The sequence below is a fragment of the Thioalkalivibrio sp. ALJ3 genome (genome assembly GCF_000377205.1).
Taxonomy (GTDB): domain Bacteria; phylum Pseudomonadota; class Gammaproteobacteria; order Ectothiorhodospirales; family Ectothiorhodospiraceae; genus Thioalkalivibrio.
In genome coordinates this window covers 274,995-293,412 of the sequence record NZ_KB897907.1, presented here as the reverse complement: position 1 = coordinate 293,412, position 18,418 = coordinate 274,995, and the positions used below count along the sequence as shown (strand labels likewise).

Sequence of the window (18,418 nt, the reverse complement as noted above, 5' to 3'; positions counted from 1 at the left end):
CATCATAGCGGATCACGGTCCGCTGGCGTGGCAGATCAGTTTGGAGCGATCAGTCGCGCCAGGCCCGCGAAGCCGTGGACATCCACGGTTTCCGGGCGGGCACCCGGGTCGAGTTGTGCGGCCTCGATGGTGGAGGTGTCTGCCAGCCCGGACAGTCCTCGTCGAAGCGTCTTGCGGCGGTTGGAGAAGGCCTGGTTGACGACCTTTGCAAACACCGGGTATAGCGCGTTGTCCACCAGCGGCGCCTCCAGTGGCGTGATGCGTACGATCGCGGAGTGGACCTTCGGCGGCGGGTGGAAGGCGCCGGGAGGGACTCCAAACAGGGACTGGGCCTGGGCGCGTGCTGCGAGCATGACCGTCAGTCGGCCATAGGTCTTGCTGCCAGGAGCGGCGGTCATGCGTTCGACCACCTCGCGCTGCAGCAGGAAATGCATGTCGCGGATGGCATCCATCTGATCGAGCAGATGGAACAGCAGGGGGGTCGAGATGTTGTAGGGCAGGTTGCCCACGACGCGCCAGCCACCCTGTGGTGTCGGGCCGAGGCTTTGCAGGTCCAGATCCAGGGCATCGCCCACATGGAGATCCAGGCGCTCCGGGGCAAATGCGGCCTGCAGGCCGGCCGCCAGGTCACGGTCGATCTCCACCGCGACCAGACGGTCCAAACGCTCCAGCAGGGCCCCTGTCAGGGCCCCACGGCCGGGGCCGATCTCGAGCACCGGGTCGTCGGGGTGCGGGGCGATCGCTCCGACGATGCGCGCGAGCACGGCCTGGTCATGCAGGAAGTTCTGGCCGAACCGCTTGCGGATCGGCGGCAGCGCGCTACCCATGGGCGTGTGCGGCCTGTTCCTGCAATCGATGGCGGGCGAGTTCGCGCGCCAGGCTCTCGGCCGCGAGGAAGCTGCCAACCTCGGCGCGACCACTGCCGGCCAGGTCGAGGGCCGTGCCGTGATCGACCGAGGTGCGGACAAAGGGCAGCCCGAGGGTCACGTTGACGGCATGTCCGAAACCCGCATGTTTGAGCACCGGGAGCCCCTGGTCGTGATACATCGCCAGTACCGCGTCGACCTCGGCAAGTGCGCGCGGTGTGAATGCAGTGTCGGCGGGCAGTGGCCCGCGCAGGTCCAGGCCTTCGCCCCGCAGACGGTCAAGCGTCGGGGTGATGACCTCGATCTCCTCGTGACCCAACACACCGTCTTCGCCGGCGTGGGGGTTCAGCCCGCACACGCCAATGCGCGGCTGCTCGATCCCGAAATCCTCGACCAGGTCGTGGTGGAGTACCTGGGTGACCGCCTCGATCCGCTCCGGCGTGATCGCATCGGGGACATCGCGCAGGGACAGGTGCGTGGTTACCAGCGCGACCCTCAGGGATTCGGTGGCCAGCATCATCACGGGCATTGGCGCGCCGGCGCGTTCGGCCAGCCACTCGGTATGCCCACTGAAGGGGATGCCCGCGCGGTTGATCACGCCTTTGTGCACCGGACCGGTGACCATCGCATCGAAGGTGCCATCGAGACAGCCATCGGCGGCGGCGGCAAGCATCGCCAGCACGCCCTCGGCGTGCCGGGGGTCGAGGATGCCGGTCTGCACCGGGCCGCCTGCCGGGACCGCGACGATTTCCAGGGTGCCGCGCGCCGTGGCAGAGCGCGGTCGTTCGGGGTCGAAGGGGGTCAAGTGGATCGGCTGGCCCAGTTGCTGCGCCCGTTGCTCGAGCAGATCCGGGTCGCCAATGGCAACGCGCTGGGCGCCACCGCCAGGCTCGTGGGCCAGGGCAATCAGCAGATCCGGCCCGATCCCGGCCGGCTCGCCGGCGGTCAGTGCCAGACGCGGGATTACATCCGGCGCCCGGGCGTCAGGAGTCGAAGCCGTCAACGCGGTACTCGACATAGGCCTCGTCGCGCAGACGCCGCATCCACAGCTCGATCTCTTCCTCGCGCTTGCGGTTTTGCAGGATCTCGCGGGCACGGGCACGGATCTGCTCGCGCGAGGTATCGACCTCGCGGTGGTCGAGGACCTCGATGATGTGCCAGCCAAACTGGCTCTCCACCGGCTCGCTGATCTCGCCCGGTTGCAGGGCGTTCATCGCCTCCTCGAACTCGGGCACCAGCTCGCCGGGGCTGATCCAGCCGAGCTGGCCGCCCTGGGCGGCGGAGCCGGGGTCGTCGGAGTTCGCGCGTGCCAGTGCCTCGAAGTCACTGCCCTCGCGGATGCGGTTGTACAGCGATTCAGCCTGGCGGCGGGCCTCTTCTGCGGTACGGACCTGGTCCGGGCTGATCAGGATATGGCGTACCTGCGTCTGACGGACGCGGGTCTGGTCACCCCCTTCGCGGTCGACGAGCTTCATGATGTGGAAGCCGTTTGGCGAGCGCAGCACGTCGCTGATCTCGCCGGTCCGCATCAGCGCGATTTCACGGGCAAATACGGAGGGGATCTCGCCGGCCGTACGCCAGCCGAGGTCGCCGCCCTCCAGGGCATCCGGCGCGTCGGATTCGGCGATTGCCACGCTGGCGAAATCGTCGCCCTCGCGGACCCGCTGGCGCAGTTCGCGGGCCTTTTCGCGGGCGGTGGCGATCTGGCTGGAGTCCGCACCGCGCGGCAGCGAGACCTGGATGTGCGCGATACGATAGCGCACGCCGCGGTCAATGGCGCCGCTTTCCGAGGCGATCAGATCCGCGATTTCCTGATCGCTGACGCGAATCTGGTTGTCGACCTGGCGGCGCTGCAACTGGTTGACCGTCAGCTCGTTGCGGATCTGCTCACGGAAGGCGTTGAAGTCGACACCGTCCTGCAGCAGGGCCTGGCGCAGCTGCGGCAGGGTCATGCGGTTCTCGCGCGCGATGTTCTCCATCGCCCGGTTCAGGGTCATCTCGTCGATGTTGATACCGACCCGCTCGGCCTCCTGCAGTTGAACGCGTTCGACGATCAGGCGCTCCATGACCTGCCGGGCGAGGGTGTCGCGATCCGGCGGGCGGGTTCCGCGCTCCATCATCTGCTGGGCGACCAGGTTCATGCGCTCGACCAGTTCGCGCTGGGTCACCACGTCGTCGCCGACCACCACCAGGATGCGGTCGGTGAACTGATCCCCCTCCGGTGGCGTGATGGGCGCGGCGGGCGCGCCGGCCTCGGAGGCGGCACCCGGGGTCACCGGGGCCTCGACGGCGTCCTCGGGCTGTTCGCCGCCGGGGACCTGCGCCTGCGCAGACAGGCCGAGGCCCATGAGCACGGCGCCCAGTAGCGGGAGCCAGAAGGCTCGGCGGTGTTGGTCAGGGGAGTGCGTCATATCCGGCTATACCCTCGCTCAAAAGCGAATCCACGCCGGAGTCGAAGCGTCCGAGTCCGTCCAGCGTGAGTTGGAAATAAATCGAGTTGTCGTAGGTCTCGTCGAAGTCGTAGGCGCGGCGGGCGACCACTCGGATGCCATAGCAGCAACTACGATACTGAAGGCCGGCCAGAAGTTCGAGATCACGCTCCTCCTGCAGGCTGTAATTCCAGCGCCCGATCGCATCAATACGAGGGGTGACCGGCCAAAGCACCGAGACATCAGTTTGGTCGATGGAACGGTCGCCAGCCTCGCGCTGACGATATCCCAGGTTGATGCGGGCGCGCGCGCCCGGGCTGTAGCTGACCGACAGCGCTGTGAGGGTGGTCTCGCCTTCGTCCTGGTTGTACAGGATGGAGCCACGACCGCTCCAGGCATCGCCGATGTGTACGCGGCCCTCCACGGCGAGATCGGAGCGGGACTCGGTCAACGGGTCGCCCTGCGGGTCGCGGCGGACCTCGCGGTCCTCGAAGTAACGGATCTGGCCCGCCGACAGACTCATCCGTTCCTGGCCGGTCTGCTCGTCGAAGATGCGGGTGGTCAGCGCGGTGGTCAGCTGGTGGGTATCCCCGACCCGGTCGGCGCCGACGAAGCGGTCCAGACTGAACAGGTTGTCGAAGCTGAAGTCCGCCTCGCCGGTGTCGAAGACCGGGATATCGGTCTGGTCGACGAACGGGACATAGCCATAGAAGATGCGGGGCTCCAGGGTCTGCAAACGACGTCCGTTCTGGATTGGACGCTCGAAGACCAGCCCGGTGTCGATCGAGGCCCGGGGGACGGTGCGGCTGATCGATTCGGGACCAGGTTCGCCCCGGCGGTCCAGCTCGTAGTGCGTATAGCGCACGCCGGCGCGGGGCTCGAAGAAGAAGCCGCCGGTATCGTAGCGCCAGGAGGCCGTAGGGTTCAGGTCGAAACGTGTCCCCAGGGGCTCCAGCGAGTCCCCCTCGCTGCGCTCGAAGCGTACCAGCTCGGTGTCCAGGTCCCAGGCCAGCCCGCGGCCCAGATACTCGCCTGCCTCCAGGGTGATCTGCGGCAGTCGCTGGTAGGGTTCGCGCTGGGCGCGCAATTCGGGATCGACGATCTGGTAGTCCTCGATCCGGGTGCGCAGACGGTAGGCCGGTTGGCTATAGGTCAGATCGGCTCGGCGGCGCAGATAGGGGGTGCTACCGGAGTAGCGGTCCGCGCCACCGAAGTCGCGGAAATACTCGCTGTCGGAGGCATCGGCGGCGTCCAGCCGAAAGCGCAGGTCCGAGGTCAGCCGGCTCTGGTGAAACCACTGTACGTAGTGCCGGTCGTCGCCGAACTCACGGTCGCTCGGCAGGTATCGAATATCGGCTACGCCCTCGTGGCGGGGCTGCAGGTAGCGAAACTCGGTGCCGAGCTTGACCCCGCGATCCGACATCACCCGCGGCGTGAAGGTGGCGTCGTAGTTCGGCGCAATGTTCCAGTACCAGGGTGTGCTGATATCGACCCCGTGGCGTGAGCTGACCCCGGCGCTGGGCAGCAGGAAGCCGCTCTGGCGGCGGTCGTCCAGCGGGAAGTGGATATACGGCGTGTAGGCGATGGGCACGCCCTTGAAATCGATGCGTGCGTTGCGGGCAACGCCGATCCCGCGTTCGCGGTCCAGCTCCAGATCACGCGTGCGCAGCCACCAGCTGTCGTTGTCGATCGGGCAGGTGGTGTATTCGGCGTCCTCGAATTCGTGCAGGTGCGGCGCGAGCTGGATGCCCACCCCGGCGCTGCCGCGCGCGGGCACGGACTGCACCAGATAGTCGATGCGCCGGAATTCGCCGGTTTCCTCGTCCAGCCGGTATTCGCCGCCGTCGGTGTGCAGCAGCAGGTCACCGTCGAACATGCGGGTGTCACCCTCGGTGCGGGCCAGTCCCGTCGCGCGGTCATACTCCAGGAACTCGGTATCCAGGCGCCGGCCTTTTTCATAGAGCTGGACGTTGCCCCACGCGCTGATATGTTCGCCGTCGCGTCGAACATGATCGGCGTCGATCTCGGTGATCTCGGCCGCGAGCTCGCGGCGCTCGGGCCACTCCATGTCGGGCGCGAACTCGCAGCCAGGAGGACGTTCCAGCCGTTCGAATTCGGCCTGTGCTGTCATGGCGATGGCACCAATCGCCAACACAATCACGGCCCGCGCGGTTGCCCGGCGGTACAGCGGGTTTGCAGGGCCGGCAGGCGGGGGCATGATGTGGATTCAGCCTGGGTAAACACTGATCATTCTGGATCAGTGTTTACCCAGCAACTGGCGGATTTCGTCAAAGATCAACGCGATGTCGCGGGTGCCATTCACGTGCCTGAGCAGATCGCGACGCGAGTAGTATTCGATCAGCGGCTGAGTCTGTTCCTCGTAGACCTTCAGGCGGTTGACGACCGTTTTCTCGGTGTCATCGGCACGGTGTACGAGTTCGCCGCCGCATAGATCGCACACGCCTTCCTGCTTGGGGGGAAAGGTACGGGTGTTGAACACGGCCCCGCAGTCGCCGCAGGAGACACGGCCCGTCAGGCGCTGTTTCAACTCCTCGAAGGGCACGTCGATCTGGATGGCCTGGTCCAGCGGCGCGCCGAGATCCTCGAGCATGGTGTCCAGCGCCTCGGCCTGGGCCACGTTGCGCGGGAAGCCGTCGAGGATGAAGCCCTCTTGCGCGTCGGGTTCTTGCAGCCGGTCGTGGATCAGCCCCAGGACCAGATCGTCTGGTACCAGCTGGCCAGCGTCCATCGCGCTTTCGACCTGCCTGCCCAGCTCGGTCCGGGCGGCGATCGCGGCGCGCAGCAGGTCGCCGGTGGAGATCTGGGGGATGCCGAAGGTGGCGACCATCTTCTTGGCCTGGGTACCCTTGCCGCACCCCGGCGCGCCCATCAGGACGATACGCATGACTGACTCCTGCTCCCCGGTGCATCGCCGAACCGCAGCACAAGCCGGTTGCGGGACGGCACGGTGAATGGCCATCGAAGAAGATTTGCGCAGACCCTGCACAAACCGTTTCCCGAGCGCGGTCTTATACCGCCTGAGGGTAATCGGCCGCAACCGCGCGATACAGCCCGTGGGTCCCTGGCCTGCCGGTGACGGGTGCCAATGCGGGCGCTCTCCCCTGTATAATCCCCCGCTCTTCAAAACAACCGGAATATAATCAAGTATGGACCTCAACCAGATCGAAGCCGGCAAGGATCTCCCCCACGACATCAACGTGGTGATCGAGATCCCCACCCAGGGCCAGCCCGTCAAGTACGAGATGGACAAGGACAGCGGGGCTCTGGTGGTCGATCGCTTCATGGCGGTCGCGATGTTCTATCCGTGCAACTACGGATTCATCCCGAACACGGAGTCGGAAGACAACGATCCGGTGGACGTGCTGGTGATTACCCCGGTGCCGCTGCTGCCGGGATCGGTCGTGCGCTCGCGCCCGATTGGTATGCTGAAGATGACCGACGAGGCTGGGGTGGACGCGAAGATCCTGGCGGTTCCGGTGAGCAAGCTGTGCTCGCAATCCGAACGATTCCAGGGCCCGGAAGATGTGCCAAAGGAATTGCTGGATTCGATCAAGCACTTCTTCGAGCGTTACAAGGAGCTGGAGAAGGGCAAATGGGTCAAGGTGGAAGGCTGGGCGGACGCCGAGGCCGCCAAGGCGGAGATTGTTGCCAGCTACAAGCGTTACCAGAAGAGCAAGATTTGACGCGGTAGCGGCCCGGCTGCGGCGCGTGGCGCGGATGGCCCCTTTTTTGTCGGTATGCCCAGCGGCCGTGTCTGCGTCGCGGGTGGCGGCGGTTCTCTAATATGGCCAGGCGCGATGATTACGGGCAGGAACAACAGGACCAGCAGCGGTTTGTCGTACGGATCCTGCTGGCGCTGGTTCTGCTTGCCGCAGTCCTGCTGCTGATCGGCTGGCGCCTGTCGGGGCTCCAGGTCGGCGCGCATTCTCATTTCACCACGCTGTCGGAAAACAACCGCCTGCGGGTGGAGCCGATTGCGCCCAGCCGTGGCGTGATCCGGGATCGCAATGGTCAGTTGCTGGCGGGCAACCGCGCCTCCTACCAGCTGGAAGTGACGGTCGAGCAGGCCGGTGACCTGGACGAACTCCTGGAGCGGCTGCACGATTTTGTCGAGCTGTCGGAGGCGGACGTCGAACGCTTCCGTCGCGGTGTTCGTCAGCGTCGCCCCTTTCAGCCGGTCCTGCTCAAGGCTGGTCTCGATGACACCACGGTGGCCAGGATCGCGGTATCGCGACACGAGTTGCCGGGCGTGGAGATTGAGGCCCGCCCGATGCGCTTCTATCCGCTCGGCAAGGAATTTTCTCATGTGGTCGGCTATGTGGGGCGCATCAACCAGCAGGATCTGGCACGGGTCGATCCGCGTGCCTACGCCGGCAGCTCGCACATTGGCAAGATCGGCATCGAGCGTTACTACGAGGACCTGCTGCACGGTCGTCCGGGGTACCGCCAGGTGGAGGTCAATGCCCAGGGCCGGGTCATCCGCGAGCTGTCGGTAACGCCACCGGAGCCAGGGACCGACCTCACCCTGACCATCGACGCGGATCTGCAGCGAGCCGCGTATCGTTCCCTGGCCGGGCGCGAGGGGGCGATCGTCGCGCTGGATCCCAATAACGGAGAGGTCCTGGCGCTGGTCAGTGCTCCGGGGTTCGATCCCGAGATGTTCGTGCGCGGGATCTCCCAGGCCGATTTTTCCGATCTGCAATCCGATCCTTCGCGCCCGTTGTTCAACCGCGCCCTGACGGGGCAGTACCCGCCGGGCTCCACGATCAAGCCCCTCGTGGGGCTGGCGGCGCTGGACGAAGGAATCACCACCGCTGATCGGCGTATGTTCGCGCGCGGATACTTTCAGATCCCCGGCCACGAGCGCCGCTACCGCGACTGGCGCAGGGAAGGGCATGGCTGGGTCGACATGTCGCGCGCCATCGCGGTCTCCTCCGACGTGTATTTTTACGATCTTGCGCATACGATGGGGATCGACCGGATGGTGCCGATGCTGGGGGCCTTCGGCATCGGGCAGCGAGTCGGTATCGATGCGACGGGCGAGCGCGCGGGCATCCTTCCAAGCCGCGACTGGAAGCGGGCCACACATGACCAGGTCTGGTTCCCCGGCGAGACGCTGATTACGGCGATTGGCCAGGGCTACATGCTGTCGACGCCGATGCAGATGGCGGATTTCACGGCGACCCTGGCCGGGCGCGGACAGCGCATTCAGCCGCGCCTGCTGCAGTCGATGGACAATGGCAACGGCGAGCTCGAACGGTTGCTGCCGCAACCCCGCGAGCCGGTGCATACAGCCCCGGAACACTGGGACACGATTCACGAGTCGCTGATCGAAGCCGTGCATGCGAGGCATGGCACTGCCTGGGGCTCGATTGGCAGCCGCCCGCCGACGAATTATCGCATCGCGGGCAAGACCGGCACTTCGCAGGTCTTCGGGCTGGGGCAGGACGAGGAATACGATGAGGACGAGCTGCCCCGGCATCTGTGGGATCACGCCCTGTTCGTCGGCTATGCGCCCGCGGATGATCCACAGATTGCGGTGGCCGTGCTGGTCGAGCATGGGGGGTCGGGTGGTCGTGTGGCCGCGCCGGTGGCCCGCGAGGTGATGGACGCCTTCCTGAAGGGTGATGCTGGAATGACGCTCGACGTGTCGGAGGACGAATGATCAGCGTGACGGGGCGCGAGATGCCGCTGGGCCAGTGGCTGCTGGGGCGCCTGCGCCTGGATGGCGTGCTGCTGGTGCTGATTGGCATCCTCCTGCTGGTCGGTCTGGCAGTGCTGTTCAGTGCCTCCGGCGAGAGCATGATTGCGCTGGAGCGGCAGACCATGCGTATCGGACTGGGGGTGGCCGCGATGGTGATGGTCGCGCAAATCCCCGTGCGTACCCTGCGGTCCCTGGCGCCGTGGCTGTTCGTGGCCGGAATTGCGTTGTTGCTGGCGGTAATGGTGGCGGGCGAGATTGGCAAGGGCGCAAGGCGCTGGCTGGATCTCGGCTTCATGCGCTTTCAGCCGTCGGAGATCATGAAGCTTGCCGTGCCAATGATGGTCGCGTGGTACCTGTCGACGCGTAATGATCGCCCGCGTTTTCGCGACCTGCTGGTGACGGTGCCGCTGATCCTGGTGCCCGTGTTCCTGATCATGCGTCAGCCGGATCTGGGGACCGCGATGCTGGTAGGCGCCGCGGGTTTTCTGGTGATCTTCCTGGCAGGGCTGAGCTGGCGCTGGTTTGTCGGGCTCGGGCTGGCCGCGGCCGCCGCGATTCCGGCGTTGTGGCTACAGATGCACGATTACCAGCGCCAGCGGGTGCTGACACTGTTCAATCCGGAGTCGGATCCGCTGGGGGCGGGCTATCACATTATCCAGTCCAAGATCGCGATCGGCTCCGGCGGGCTGTACGGCAAGGGCTGGTTGAACGGTACGCAGTCGCATCTCGATTTTCTGCCGGAGCGTTCCACGGATTTCATTTTTGCGGTATATGCCGAGGAATTCGGGTTTATCGGTGTCGCGCTCCTGTTGTTGCTGTATTTTGCGATCGTGGCGCGCGGGCTGTGGATCTCTGCCCTGGCCCAGGATCGCTTCGCCCGTTTGCTGGGCGGCAGCCTGGCGCTGACCTTCGCCGTCTACATGGCGGTCAATATCGCCATGGTGACGGGGCTTCTGCCCGTGGTTGGCGTGCCGCTTCCGCTGGTGAGCTACGGCGGTACATCATTGGTGACGCTTATGGTCGCCTTCGGTATTCTCATGAGCATCGCGTCGCAAAAGCGCCTGGTGAATCGATGACCCTGAACCTCCGCCCCCTGGGCACCCTTCGTTCCGTCCTCCTGCAGGCCGGTTTGATCATGTCACTGGGGGCCTGCTCCCTGTCGAACGTCTCGGGGTCCGAGTTTCGCGCCGGCGACCCGCCTTACCTGGAGCGCGAGGAGGTCCAGGCCTTTATCGACGAACAAGTCGAGGCGGGCATGGATCGCGACGAACTGGAGGGCCTGTTTGCCGAGGCCGATCCTCAGCAGCGCATCCTCGACCTGATCTCGGCGCCCGCCGAGGCGCGACCCTGGAAGGACTATCGCCCGATTTTCGTGAACGACCTGCGCATCGAGCGTGGCGAGCGCTTCATGGAGGAGCAGGCCGAGACGCTCGCCCGGGCCGAGGAGGCTTTCGGTGTCGAGCAGGCGCTGATCACCGCGATCATTGGCGTGGAGACCAACTACGGGCGCAACACCGGGGGCTTCCGCGTGTTCGACGCGCTGGTCACGCTGGGCTTTGACTACCCGCCGCGTGCGGATTTCTTCCGCAGTGAGCTGGGCCAGTTCCTGACCCTGGTGCAGGAGGAGGATCTGGATGTCCGCGAAACACGGGGTTCCTACGCCGGAGCCATGGGGCGCGGACAGTTCATCTCGTCGAGCTATCGCCACTATGCGGTGGACTTCGACGGGGATGGCCGCCGCGATCTGCTCAATTCCTGGCCGGATGCGATCGGCAGCGTGGCCAACTACTTCCGCGAGCATGGCTGGCGCACCGGCGAGCCGGTGGTGGCGCGTGCCCGGGTCGAGGGTGATGCTCACGAGGAACTGATCAGCCGCAATTTCCAGGCGCGCTTCGACCTCGACGAACTTGCCGAGCACGGCATTTATCCCGACGAGTCCGTGGCCGAGGACGGGAAGTACTCGTTTATTCGTCTCGAGGGCGAGGACGGCTACGAGTACTATCTGGGGTATCCCAATTTCTATGTGATCACGCGTTACAACCGGAGCCCGCTGTATGCGATGGCTGTCCACCAGCTGGCCGAGGCCTTTGCCGAGTAACCGCTGCCGGCTTGGCGCGGCGGCCGCCGCGCTGGCGGTGTCGTGCGCGCTGATGCTGGCGGGTTGTTCGTCCGCCCCCGATCGCAAGGCCGATCCGGACCGCCCGCTGGGCGATGCGGCGTTTGACGCCTATCCGGATCCGGATGACATCCCGCAGGATCTGGCGCTGATTCCCGATGCCGTGCCGAAGGACGAGCCTCCGAGTCGCTACGGGAATCCGGCCGAATACGAAGTGTTCGGGAAGCGCTACCGCACCCTGCGTACCAGCACCGGGTTCGAGGAAGAGGGACTGGCCTCCTGGTACGGGACCAAATTCCACGGCCGGCGCACATCCAGTGGCGAACCCTACGACATGTACGCGATGACGGCGGCCCACAAGACGCTGCCGCTGCCCACCTATGTCGAGGTCGTGAACCTGGAGAATGACCGCCGCGTGATTGTGCGGGTTAATGATCGCGGGCCCTTCGTGGACGACCGCATTATCGACCTCTCCTATGCGGCCGCCCATCGGCTGGACATGACCGATGCCGGTGTGGCGCCGGTGCGGATCCGTGCAGTGGGACCGGATGACGTGGACCCTCCTCGTGTGGCCGAGCCGCGCTCGCCAGCGCCGGAACCCATCGAGCTGGCCGATGCTGGCGAGGGTGTCAACACAAGCTCAACCCCGGCATCGTCTGATGACGCCCCGACCGCCACCGAGTCGAATGCCTCGGAGGTGCCCGCGAGCAACGGCCGTTGGGTACAGGTCGGGGCATTTTCCGAGCGCCGAACGGCGGAGGAGATTCAGCGGGATCTGCAGGCCCTGGGGTTCGAGTCGGTCGAGATTTCCACGCTGGAACGCGACGCGCAGGCGGATCTGCACCGGGTGCGTATCGGTCCGCTGGAAGAGGTCGAGTTGCAGGAGGCAACCGAGCGCCTGCAGGAGGCCGCCCATGTCGACTATCGCATCGTCGACGACTGACTCCGCGGTTCCTTGTCTTTTGTTCATGCCGACCGGCCTGTGTGCGTTCATCTGCGCGGGTTCGGTCTGCTATCGTTAGCCATCTCTACAGGAGGCCTCTAAATACCATGACCGCCCCTCTCCATACGTTTGCCCGCCGCGTCCTGATGACTCTGTCCCTGGCTGCGTGTGTTGCCGCAATGCCGGTGATTGCGGACGAACCACTGCCGGTACCCGGGAGTGGCGGGGGCATGCCGAGCGGGGTCCCGAGCCCGCCCTCTGACGTGACGGCGAAAAGCTATGCGCTGATGGATTTCGACTCCGGTCTGCTGCTGGCCTCGCGCGAGCCGGATGTGGACCGCGAGCCCGCCAGCCTGACCAAGCTGATGACGGCCTATGTCGTGTTTGGCGAGATCCGTGACGGGCGTTTGGGACTGGAGGACACGGTCACCATCAGCGAGCGGGCCTGGCGCACGGGTATGCGGGGCGCATCGCGCATGTTCATCGAGGTTGGCGACGAGGTGGAGGTCGAGGACCTGCTGCGCGGGATGATTATTCAGTCCGGGAATGACGCCTCCACCGCGCTGGCCGAGGCCGTGGCGGGTTCCGAGGGCGCGTTCGTTGACATGATGAACAGCCAGGCGCGTGAACTCGGGATGATGAACTCGTATTTCACCAACTCGCACGGCTTGCCGTCCGACGAGGAGCAGTCCACCTCCGCGCAGGACATGGCGCTGCTGGCGCGGGCATTGATTCGCGATTTCCCTGACCTTTATGGCTACTACAGCGAGCGCTCGTTCGAATACAACGACATCTCGCAGAGCAATCGCAACATGCTGCTGTGGCGCGATGCCGGGTTCGATGGCCTGAAGACAGGCTGGACCTCCGCGGCTGGCTACAATCTGGTTTCGTCGGCGAAGCGCAACGATCGCCGCCTGGTTGCCGTGGTGCTGGGCATCGAGGCCTCCAATCACCAGGAGGGCGGTACTCGTCGGGCCAACGAGTCGCAGGCCCTGGTCAACTGGGGCATGCGCTTTACCGAGCCGCAGCGCTTGTTCGAGGCGGGTACGCAGCTGGGCAGCCCGCGCGTCTATCGCGGTACGAATAGCGAGGTTTCCGTCGGGGTCGCCGAGGACTTCTGGGTGATCGTGCCGCCGGGTCGTGGTGACGGCCTCGAGGCCACGATGGAACTGAATCAGCCGCTGGAAGCGCCGCTGGCCGCAGGGGCCGCAGTGGGCGAGGTGCATGCCCGTCTGAATGGCGAGTTGATCGGGCAACAGCCCGTGGTTGCCCTTGAAGAGGTCGAGGAGGGCGGCCTGGTGCGTCGCCTGTGGGACGGTGCTGCCCTGTCGCTGCGCTCGGTCTGGCCGTTCTGAGCCGGGGCGAGTGTGGGCATTGCGTATTTCAATGGCGAGTTCATACCGCTTGAATCCGTGCGCATCTCGCCGCTGGATCGCGGGTTTCTGTTCGGGGACTCGGTCTACGAGGTGATCCCCAGCTACGGCGGGCAGCTGTTTCTGTTGAGGGAACACCTGCAACGGTTGCAGCGTTCGCTGGACGCCATTCGTCTTGAGACGCCGCTGTCGCTCGACCAGTGGCGGGCCATGCTGGAGGAGCTCGTCCGGCGCAACGAGGGTGACGAGGCCGCCGATCTCGGCCTGTATCTGCAAGTCACGCGGGGCGTTGCCCCGCGTGACCATGCCTTTCCTGCCAGCGGGGCGCCAACGGTTTTTGCCATGGCGAACCCGATCGCGCCACTGCCGGACACGATCCGCCAGTCCGGGGTTGCGGTGGTAACGGGATCCGACACGCGCTGGGCCCGTTGTGACATCAAGGCCACGACGCTCCTGGCGAATGTGCTTGCGCGCCAGGATGCGCGTGACCAGGATGCGGTCGAGGCCATTCTGCTGCACGACGGGCAGGTGACCGAGGGTGCGGCCAGCAATGTGTTCGCGCTGGTCGACGGCACGCTGGTGACACCGCCGCTGGCGCCATCGCTGTTGCCGGGTGTGACAAGGGCCCTGGTCCTGCGTCTTGCCGCCCAGTGCGGCCTTCAGGTCATGGAGCGGGCCCTGTCCGAATCCGAGTTGCGCGCCGCCGACGAGATCTGGCTGACCAGTTCCACAAAGGAGGTCCTGCCTGTCTGCCGCCTTGATGGCCAGCCGGTGGGACTCGGGACACCCGGACCGGCCTGGAAGTCGGTTCATGCTGCCTACCAGCAGGAGAAGGCCACGGCAAGGCAGTCCCGAGCGGCGGTCAAGGGGTGTGCATGACGGACAAGCGCGAAAGCCTGATCGAGTTCCCCTGCCGCTTTCCGATCAAGGTGATGGGGGACTCCCACCCGGAACTCCTGGAGGCCGTGGAGGCCTGCGTGGCCGAGCATGTGCCGGACCCCGACGATGCCGTGATCCAGCAACGCGCCTCCAGTGGCGGGCGCTTCCTCGGCATCACCATCACGTTCACCGCGACCAGCCAGGCTCAGCTCGATGACCTTTATCGGGCCCTGGGGCGTTGTGACCGGGTCCGCATGATCCTGTGAACGGCCCGCTCGTTCCCGGCGGGCCCGTGGTCCGTCTGCTGGGTGTGCAGCCCTATGTACCCGTCTGGCAGGCGATGCAGCTCCAGGCCCGGGAGCGCGATGCGACCCGTCCGGACGAGTTCTGGTGCGTCGAACACCCCCCCGTTTTTACCCAGGGCCGTAATGGCCGCCCCGAGCATCTGCTGGACCCCGGCGCGACGCCGGTGGTGGCGATCGATCGCGGGGGGCAGGTGACCTGGCATGGCCCCGGGCAACTGGTCGTCTACACGCTGGTGGACCTGCCGCGGCTGGGGGTTGGGGTCCGGCGCCTGGTCGAGGTGCTGGAGCAGGCGCTGATCGATACGCTCGCGCAATGGGGCATCCACGCGCAGCGCCGGGAGAAGGCGCCGGGGGTGTATGTCGACGGTGCCAAGATTGCGGCGCTGGGCCTGCGCATCCGGCAAGGACGCAGCATCCATGGGCTGGCGCTGAACATCGCCCCGAATCTGGCGCCGTTTCAGCGCATGAACCCCTGTGGCTATCCTGGTCTCGCCGCGACCTCCATGCAGCATCTGCTCGGCCCGCTGGACGCCACCCGCGTCCGCGAGCAGCTGCTCGCCCATCTCGCCGAACAGCTGTTTCCCGCCGATGCCGCGAGCATCCGGCATGAACCGTCTTTGCCGCCCGAGCTCGTCCGGGTGCTGGCGCTGGGTCATTGCCCCGTACCCTGAGGCTGGGCCTGGTTCAACATCTGGAGTTTACGTTGGCTTCGGCCTGCCGCCTGCCTGCGCTGTCTCGCCAGCGCGCCTCGCCAGTTGTTAATCAAAAACGGGCTTCTTTGCTCGTGCAAAGAAGGAACCAAGAAACACGCCCGGGATTCGCCCGGGGACCTTGCTCCGGACGCGCCAGGCCGGCGGCGCTGAAACTCGCTTCGCTCAGACAGTCAGCGCCCCGTGTCTATTTTGAATCGTCCGGCCTGTCACGCCCTCCACAAGGGGCTCATATCGGGAGGGTAGGTCAAAACCGCCGGTGTTCCTGCACCTGTCTAAATCCCGAGCTGTAGGGTGCGTTGAGTGCAGCGAAACGCACCGTTCCAACGCCGGGGTAACCCCTGATGCGATTCGCTGCGCTCATCCGCATCCTACATGGGGTCTGGCGCCCGCTTGCGGGCGCGGCACGCCAGGGCCGCAGGCCGCGCGTGCCAAGATGTCCGAATACCCACCTCCATCCACTGGCACGAACGTCAGGCCAGCCGTTGTCTTGACCTTATCCCCCCGTATGAAGCCCCTTGCGGAAGGGTCCTCGGGACGGACGATTCAAAATAGAAACGGGGGCGCTGACTGTCTGAGCGAAGCCGAAGGCGCAGCGAGTTTCAGCGCCGCCGGCCCGAGGGCCCTGGAGCAAGGTTCCCGGGCGGAATCCGGGTGCGCCTCGACGGGTACTTTCTTGGGCAAGCAAGAAAGCCAGTTGTTGATCAAAACGGGCGCGGCGCGCTCGCGAGTGAGCGCAGGCAGGCAGTCAGTCGAAGGCACCGTAAACTCCAGATGCCGAACCAGGGCCAGCCTCAGGGCGCGGGGCAACGCCCTAGGGGAGGGGCGCGGGGCTGATCAGGCGGTTTCGAGTCCCTGTGCCTGGAGGTCGGCGTGGTAGGAGGAGCGCACCATAGGCCCGCTGGCCACCTGCTTGAAGCCCATTTCGCGCGCGGCCTCGCCGAGCTCGTCGAACTCCTCGGGTGTCAGGAAGCGCGTGACCGGCAGGTGATGACGCGAGGGCTGCAGGTACTGGCCCAGGGTCAGCATGTCGCAGCCGTGTTCGCGCAGGTCTGCCAGGACCTCCAGCAGTTCCTCACGGGTCTCGCCCAAACCGAGCATCAAACCGGACTTGGTCGGCACCCCCGGGTGCTGTTCGCGGAAGCGCTTCAGCAGCTCCAGCGACCACTGATAATCGGCACCGGGGCGCGCCTCGCGGTAAAGCCGCGGGATCGTCTCGAGGTTGTGATTGAAGACGTCTGGCGGGGCCTGGTGCATGATCTCCAACGCGCGGTCCATGCGGCCGCGGAAGTCGGGTACCAGGATCTCGATCTTCGTGTTCGGATTCAGCGTGCGGACCTCGCGGATGCACTCCACGAAGTGGCCGGCACCACCGTCACGCAGGTCGTCGCGGTCCACGGAGGTGATGACCACATACTTCAGGCCCAGCGCCTGGATGGTCTTCGCCAGGTGGCGAGGCTCGTCCGGGTCGAGGGCCTCGGGGCGGCCGTGGGCGACGTCGCAGAACGGGCAGCGGCGGGTGCAGATGTCGCCCATGATCATGAAGGTGGCGGTGCCATGGGCGAAACATTCGCCGAGGTTCGGGCAGCTCGCCTCTTCGCAGACGGTGTGCAGCTTCTGCTCGCGCAGGATGCGCTTGATGCGCTGCACCTCGGGCCGCGCCTGGCTCTGGGCGCGGATCCACTTCGGCTTGCGCTGTGGGCGCTCGGTCGGGCTGATCTTGACCGGGATGCGCGCGACCTTGTCGGCGGCGCGTTGCTTTTCGCCAGGTTGGGGTCGGGTTCGAGTGGTCATAGGGTCTTCCCTGAATGGGTTGCGGTCGCTCCGCCCTATCGGGGGCGGTGGCGGCGCGATCGGGGTCAGGCGACTTCGCGGATCAGCGCGTCAATCTCGCGGCGGGCCGTGTCGATTGCAGGTAACTGCCCGTTGTCGTCGAGTACGAAGCCGAATCGTGGCACGGCGTTCAACTCGGCCAGTGGCGTCCGGTCCGCAAGGGCGTTATCGCCATCGCGCGTGCAGGCGCTGCGTGCGATGCGCACGATGTCGGTCAGGGGTGCTGCCGTAGCGGTTTCCGGGCCACCGGAATCGCGAATAACTTCCATGATATCGGAAGCCAGGCCCCACTGTTGAGCAACCAGTTCGCCGATCAGGCCTTCCAGACGGTAGAGGATGCGTTCGATGTCTTCGGCACTGCGATCGGGGTGGTTGCGGGCGACTTCACCGATGATGGGCAAAGCGCCGACCCGATGGAGCAGGCCTGCCAGCAGGGCCTTCTGCGGATCCACGGCCTCGCTCTGGTCGGCCAGTACACAGCTGATGGCCGCGATACGGGCCGAACGGCGCCACAGGCGTTCCAGCAACCGGTGGTAGGGACTGTCGTGGTGAATGAACACCTGGTGTGCGGCCAGGGCCATCACCAGTTGTCGTGTACGTTCCAGGCCAAGGCGGGAAACGGCATCCCCCAGTCGCGAGACCTCGCGCTGGCTCCCCATCGCCGGACTGTTGGCCACCGACAGCAGGCGCGCGGCGACGCTGGGGTCTTCTTCGATGATCCGGGTGACTCGCTCGATGTCGACGTCCGGGTCCTTCAGCGCCGCTTGCAGGTGCAGCGCGACCTCGGGCAGTTGGGGCAGTTCCAGTTCGCCGGAGAACGCGTGGGTGTAGATGCTGGTGAACAATTCGCCCTCGAGGTCGGAGAGTTCGATCTCGCTTACCTCGACCCCTTCGTGCGCCCCGTCGATCAAATTCTCGTAGACCTTGCGGTCGAACAGCGCGATGCGGCCGCGGCTCGCTACGATGGCATGGCTGTGATAGTCGCGCTCATCGAATACCGGGTGCAGGGATTCCGGACTGCCGCTCTTGAGCATTACCGTGTGGCCGTCGTCGGACAGGATGAGCCGGCCTTCGAGAAGAAAGATCAGGTAGCGCCGTTCGTCGCGTGCATGCAGCTTGAGACCGGGCGTGATATCCAGGGTGCTCGCGTGCTGCAGGAGCTTCTGGCGCGCCCGTTCTCCGAGATCGGTAAACGGGACCAGTTGTGGAAGACGTTCCTCGAGCACCGGCGCTTCAGCC

General features: G+C 65.7%; 16 protein-coding genes. 9 read left to right on the top strand and 7 right to left on the bottom strand.

Features of this window, described 5'->3' with window-relative positions; genetic code table 11:
- Window positions 1–35: 35 nt before the first annotated feature.
- Genes rsmA through C935_RS0107895 form a run of 5 tightly spaced genes read right to left on the bottom strand, consistent with a single transcriptional unit; the run spans window position 36 to window position 6,200 of the window.
- Entirely contained in the window at window positions 36–827 is a 792-nt protein-coding gene (rsmA, locus tag C935_RS0107915) for a 16S rRNA (adenine(1518)-N(6)/adenine(1519)-N(6))-dimethyltransferase RsmA (protein WP_018861976.1), read from the bottom strand.
- Window positions 820–1,884, bottom strand: a complete 1,065-nt coding sequence (pdxA, locus tag C935_RS0107910; RefSeq protein ID WP_018861975.1) for a 4-hydroxythreonine-4-phosphate dehydrogenase PdxA — start codon at window positions 1,882–1,884, stop codon at window positions 820–822. Before pdxA ends, rsmA begins: the two co-directional genes overlap by 8 nt.
- Window positions 1,850–3,277, bottom strand: a complete 1,428-nt coding sequence (locus tag C935_RS0107905; RefSeq protein ID WP_018868418.1) for a peptidylprolyl isomerase — start codon at window positions 3,275–3,277, stop codon at window positions 1,850–1,852. The genes pdxA and C935_RS0107905 overlap by 35 nt, the downstream gene beginning before the upstream one ends.
- A complete protein-coding gene (locus tag C935_RS0107900) occupies window positions 3,261–5,516 on the bottom strand; it encodes an LPS-assembly protein LptD (RefSeq protein ID WP_026278724.1) in 2,256 nt (751 codons plus the stop codon). Before C935_RS0107900 ends, C935_RS0107905 begins: the two co-directional genes overlap by 17 nt.
- A gap of 36 nt (window positions 5,517–5,552) precedes the next feature.
- Window positions 5,553–6,200, bottom strand: coding sequence for an adenylate kinase (locus tag C935_RS0107895; RefSeq protein ID WP_018861972.1), 648 nt, complete (start codon window positions 6,198–6,200; stop codon window positions 5,553–5,555).
- A 262-nt stretch (window positions 6,201–6,462) separates the two neighbouring features.
- Here C935_RS0107895 and ppa point away from each other — a divergent pair, with 262 nt between their 5' ends.
- The 9 genes from ppa to lipB all read left to right on the top strand — a co-directional run bounded on the left by ppa (window position 6,463) and on the right by lipB (window position 15,307).
- Window positions 6,463–6,999 (top strand): inorganic diphosphatase, encoded by a 537-nt coding sequence (gene ppa, locus C935_RS0107890; RefSeq protein ID WP_018861971.1) that lies wholly within the window; start codon window positions 6,463–6,465, stop codon window positions 6,997–6,999.
- Between the two features lie 101 nt (window positions 7,000–7,100).
- Window positions 7,101–8,981 (top strand): penicillin-binding protein 2, encoded by a 1,881-nt coding sequence (mrdA, locus tag C935_RS0107885; protein WP_018861970.1) that lies wholly within the window; start codon window positions 7,101–7,103, stop codon window positions 8,979–8,981.
- Window positions 8,978–10,096: a rod shape-determining protein RodA gene (gene rodA / locus C935_RS0107880; RefSeq protein WP_018861969.1), complete on the top strand. Its 1,119-nt coding sequence runs from the start codon at window positions 8,978–8,980 to the stop codon at window positions 10,094–10,096. Before mrdA ends, rodA begins: the two co-directional genes overlap by 4 nt.
- Window positions 10,093–11,118, top strand: coding sequence for a lytic murein transglycosylase B (gene mltB, locus C935_RS0107875; protein ID WP_018861968.1), 1,026 nt, complete (start codon window positions 10,093–10,095; stop codon window positions 11,116–11,118). The genes rodA and mltB overlap by 4 nt, the downstream gene beginning before the upstream one ends.
- Complete coding sequence (locus C935_RS0107870) at window positions 11,075–12,079, top strand: septal ring lytic transglycosylase RlpA family protein (RefSeq protein WP_026278723.1); 1,005 nt, start codon at window positions 11,075–11,077, stop codon at window positions 12,077–12,079. Before mltB ends, C935_RS0107870 begins: the two co-directional genes overlap by 44 nt.
- Before the next feature lie 107 nt (window positions 12,080–12,186).
- Window positions 12,187–13,434: a serine hydrolase gene (locus tag C935_RS0107865; protein ID WP_018861966.1), complete on the top strand. Its 1,248-nt coding sequence runs from the start codon at window positions 12,187–12,189 to the stop codon at window positions 13,432–13,434.
- Window positions 13,435–13,446: 12 nt separating this feature from the next.
- Complete coding sequence (locus tag C935_RS0107860) at window positions 13,447–14,331, top strand: D-amino acid aminotransferase (protein ID WP_018861965.1); 885 nt, start codon at window positions 13,447–13,449, stop codon at window positions 14,329–14,331.
- The gene (locus C935_RS0107855; protein WP_018861964.1) at window positions 14,328–14,597 is read left to right on the top strand and encodes a YbeD family protein; all 270 of its coding nucleotides are present in this window, start codon (window positions 14,328–14,330) and stop codon (window positions 14,595–14,597) included. The genes C935_RS0107860 and C935_RS0107855 overlap by 4 nt, the downstream gene beginning before the upstream one ends.
- The gene (gene lipB / locus C935_RS0107850) at window positions 14,594–15,307 is read left to right on the top strand and encodes a lipoyl(octanoyl) transferase LipB (protein ID WP_018861963.1); all 714 of its coding nucleotides are present in this window, start codon (window positions 14,594–14,596) and stop codon (window positions 15,305–15,307) included. The genes C935_RS0107855 and lipB overlap by 4 nt, the downstream gene beginning before the upstream one ends.
- Before the next feature lie 876 nt (window positions 15,308–16,183).
- Here lipB and lipA read toward each other — a convergent pair.
- Both lipA and C935_RS0107840 read right to left on the bottom strand, forming a co-directional pair.
- On the bottom strand, window positions 16,184–17,140 hold the full coding sequence (gene lipA, locus C935_RS0107845) for a lipoyl synthase (protein WP_018861962.1): 957 nt from the start codon (window positions 17,138–17,140) through the stop codon (window positions 16,184–16,186).
- A gap of 65 nt (window positions 17,141–17,205) precedes the next feature.
- Window positions 17,206–18,405, bottom strand: coding sequence for an HDOD domain-containing protein (locus C935_RS0107840; RefSeq protein ID WP_018861961.1), 1,200 nt, complete (start codon window positions 18,403–18,405; stop codon window positions 17,206–17,208).
- Window positions 18,406–18,418: the final 13 nt, after the last annotated feature.

Coding starts and splice junctions, on each gene's coding strand:
- rsmA (WP_018861976.1), bottom strand. CDS start 827: ATGGGTAGCGCGCTGCCGCCGATCCGCAAGCGGTTCGGCCAGAACTTC.
- pdxA (WP_018861975.1), bottom strand. CDS start 1,884: ATGTCGAGTACCGCGTTGACGGCTTCGACTCCTGACGCCCGGGCGCCG.
- C935_RS0107905 (WP_018868418.1), bottom strand. CDS start 3,277: ATGACGCACTCCCCTGACCAACACCGCCGAGCCTTCTGGCTCCCGCTA.
- C935_RS0107895 (WP_018861972.1), bottom strand. CDS start 6,200: ATGCGTATCGTCCTGATGGGCGCGCCGGGGTGCGGCAAGGGTACCCAG.
- ppa (WP_018861971.1), top strand. CDS start 6,463: ATGGACCTCAACCAGATCGAAGCCGGCAAGGATCTCCCCCACGACATC.
- mrdA (WP_018861970.1), top strand. CDS start 7,101: ATGGCCAGGCGCGATGATTACGGGCAGGAACAACAGGACCAGCAGCGG.
- rodA (WP_018861969.1), top strand. CDS start 8,978: ATGATCAGCGTGACGGGGCGCGAGATGCCGCTGGGCCAGTGGCTGCTG.
- mltB (WP_018861968.1), top strand. CDS start 10,093: ATGACCCTGAACCTCCGCCCCCTGGGCACCCTTCGTTCCGTCCTCCTG.
- C935_RS0107870 (WP_026278723.1), top strand. CDS start 11,075: ATGCGATGGCTGTCCACCAGCTGGCCGAGGCCTTTGCCGAGTAACCGC.
- C935_RS0107865 (WP_018861966.1), top strand. CDS start 12,187: ATGACCGCCCCTCTCCATACGTTTGCCCGCCGCGTCCTGATGACTCTG.
- C935_RS0107855 (WP_018861964.1), top strand. CDS start 14,328: ATGACGGACAAGCGCGAAAGCCTGATCGAGTTCCCCTGCCGCTTTCCG.
- lipA (WP_018861962.1), bottom strand. CDS start 17,140: ATGACCACTCGAACCCGACCCCAACCTGGCGAAAAGCAACGCGCCGCC.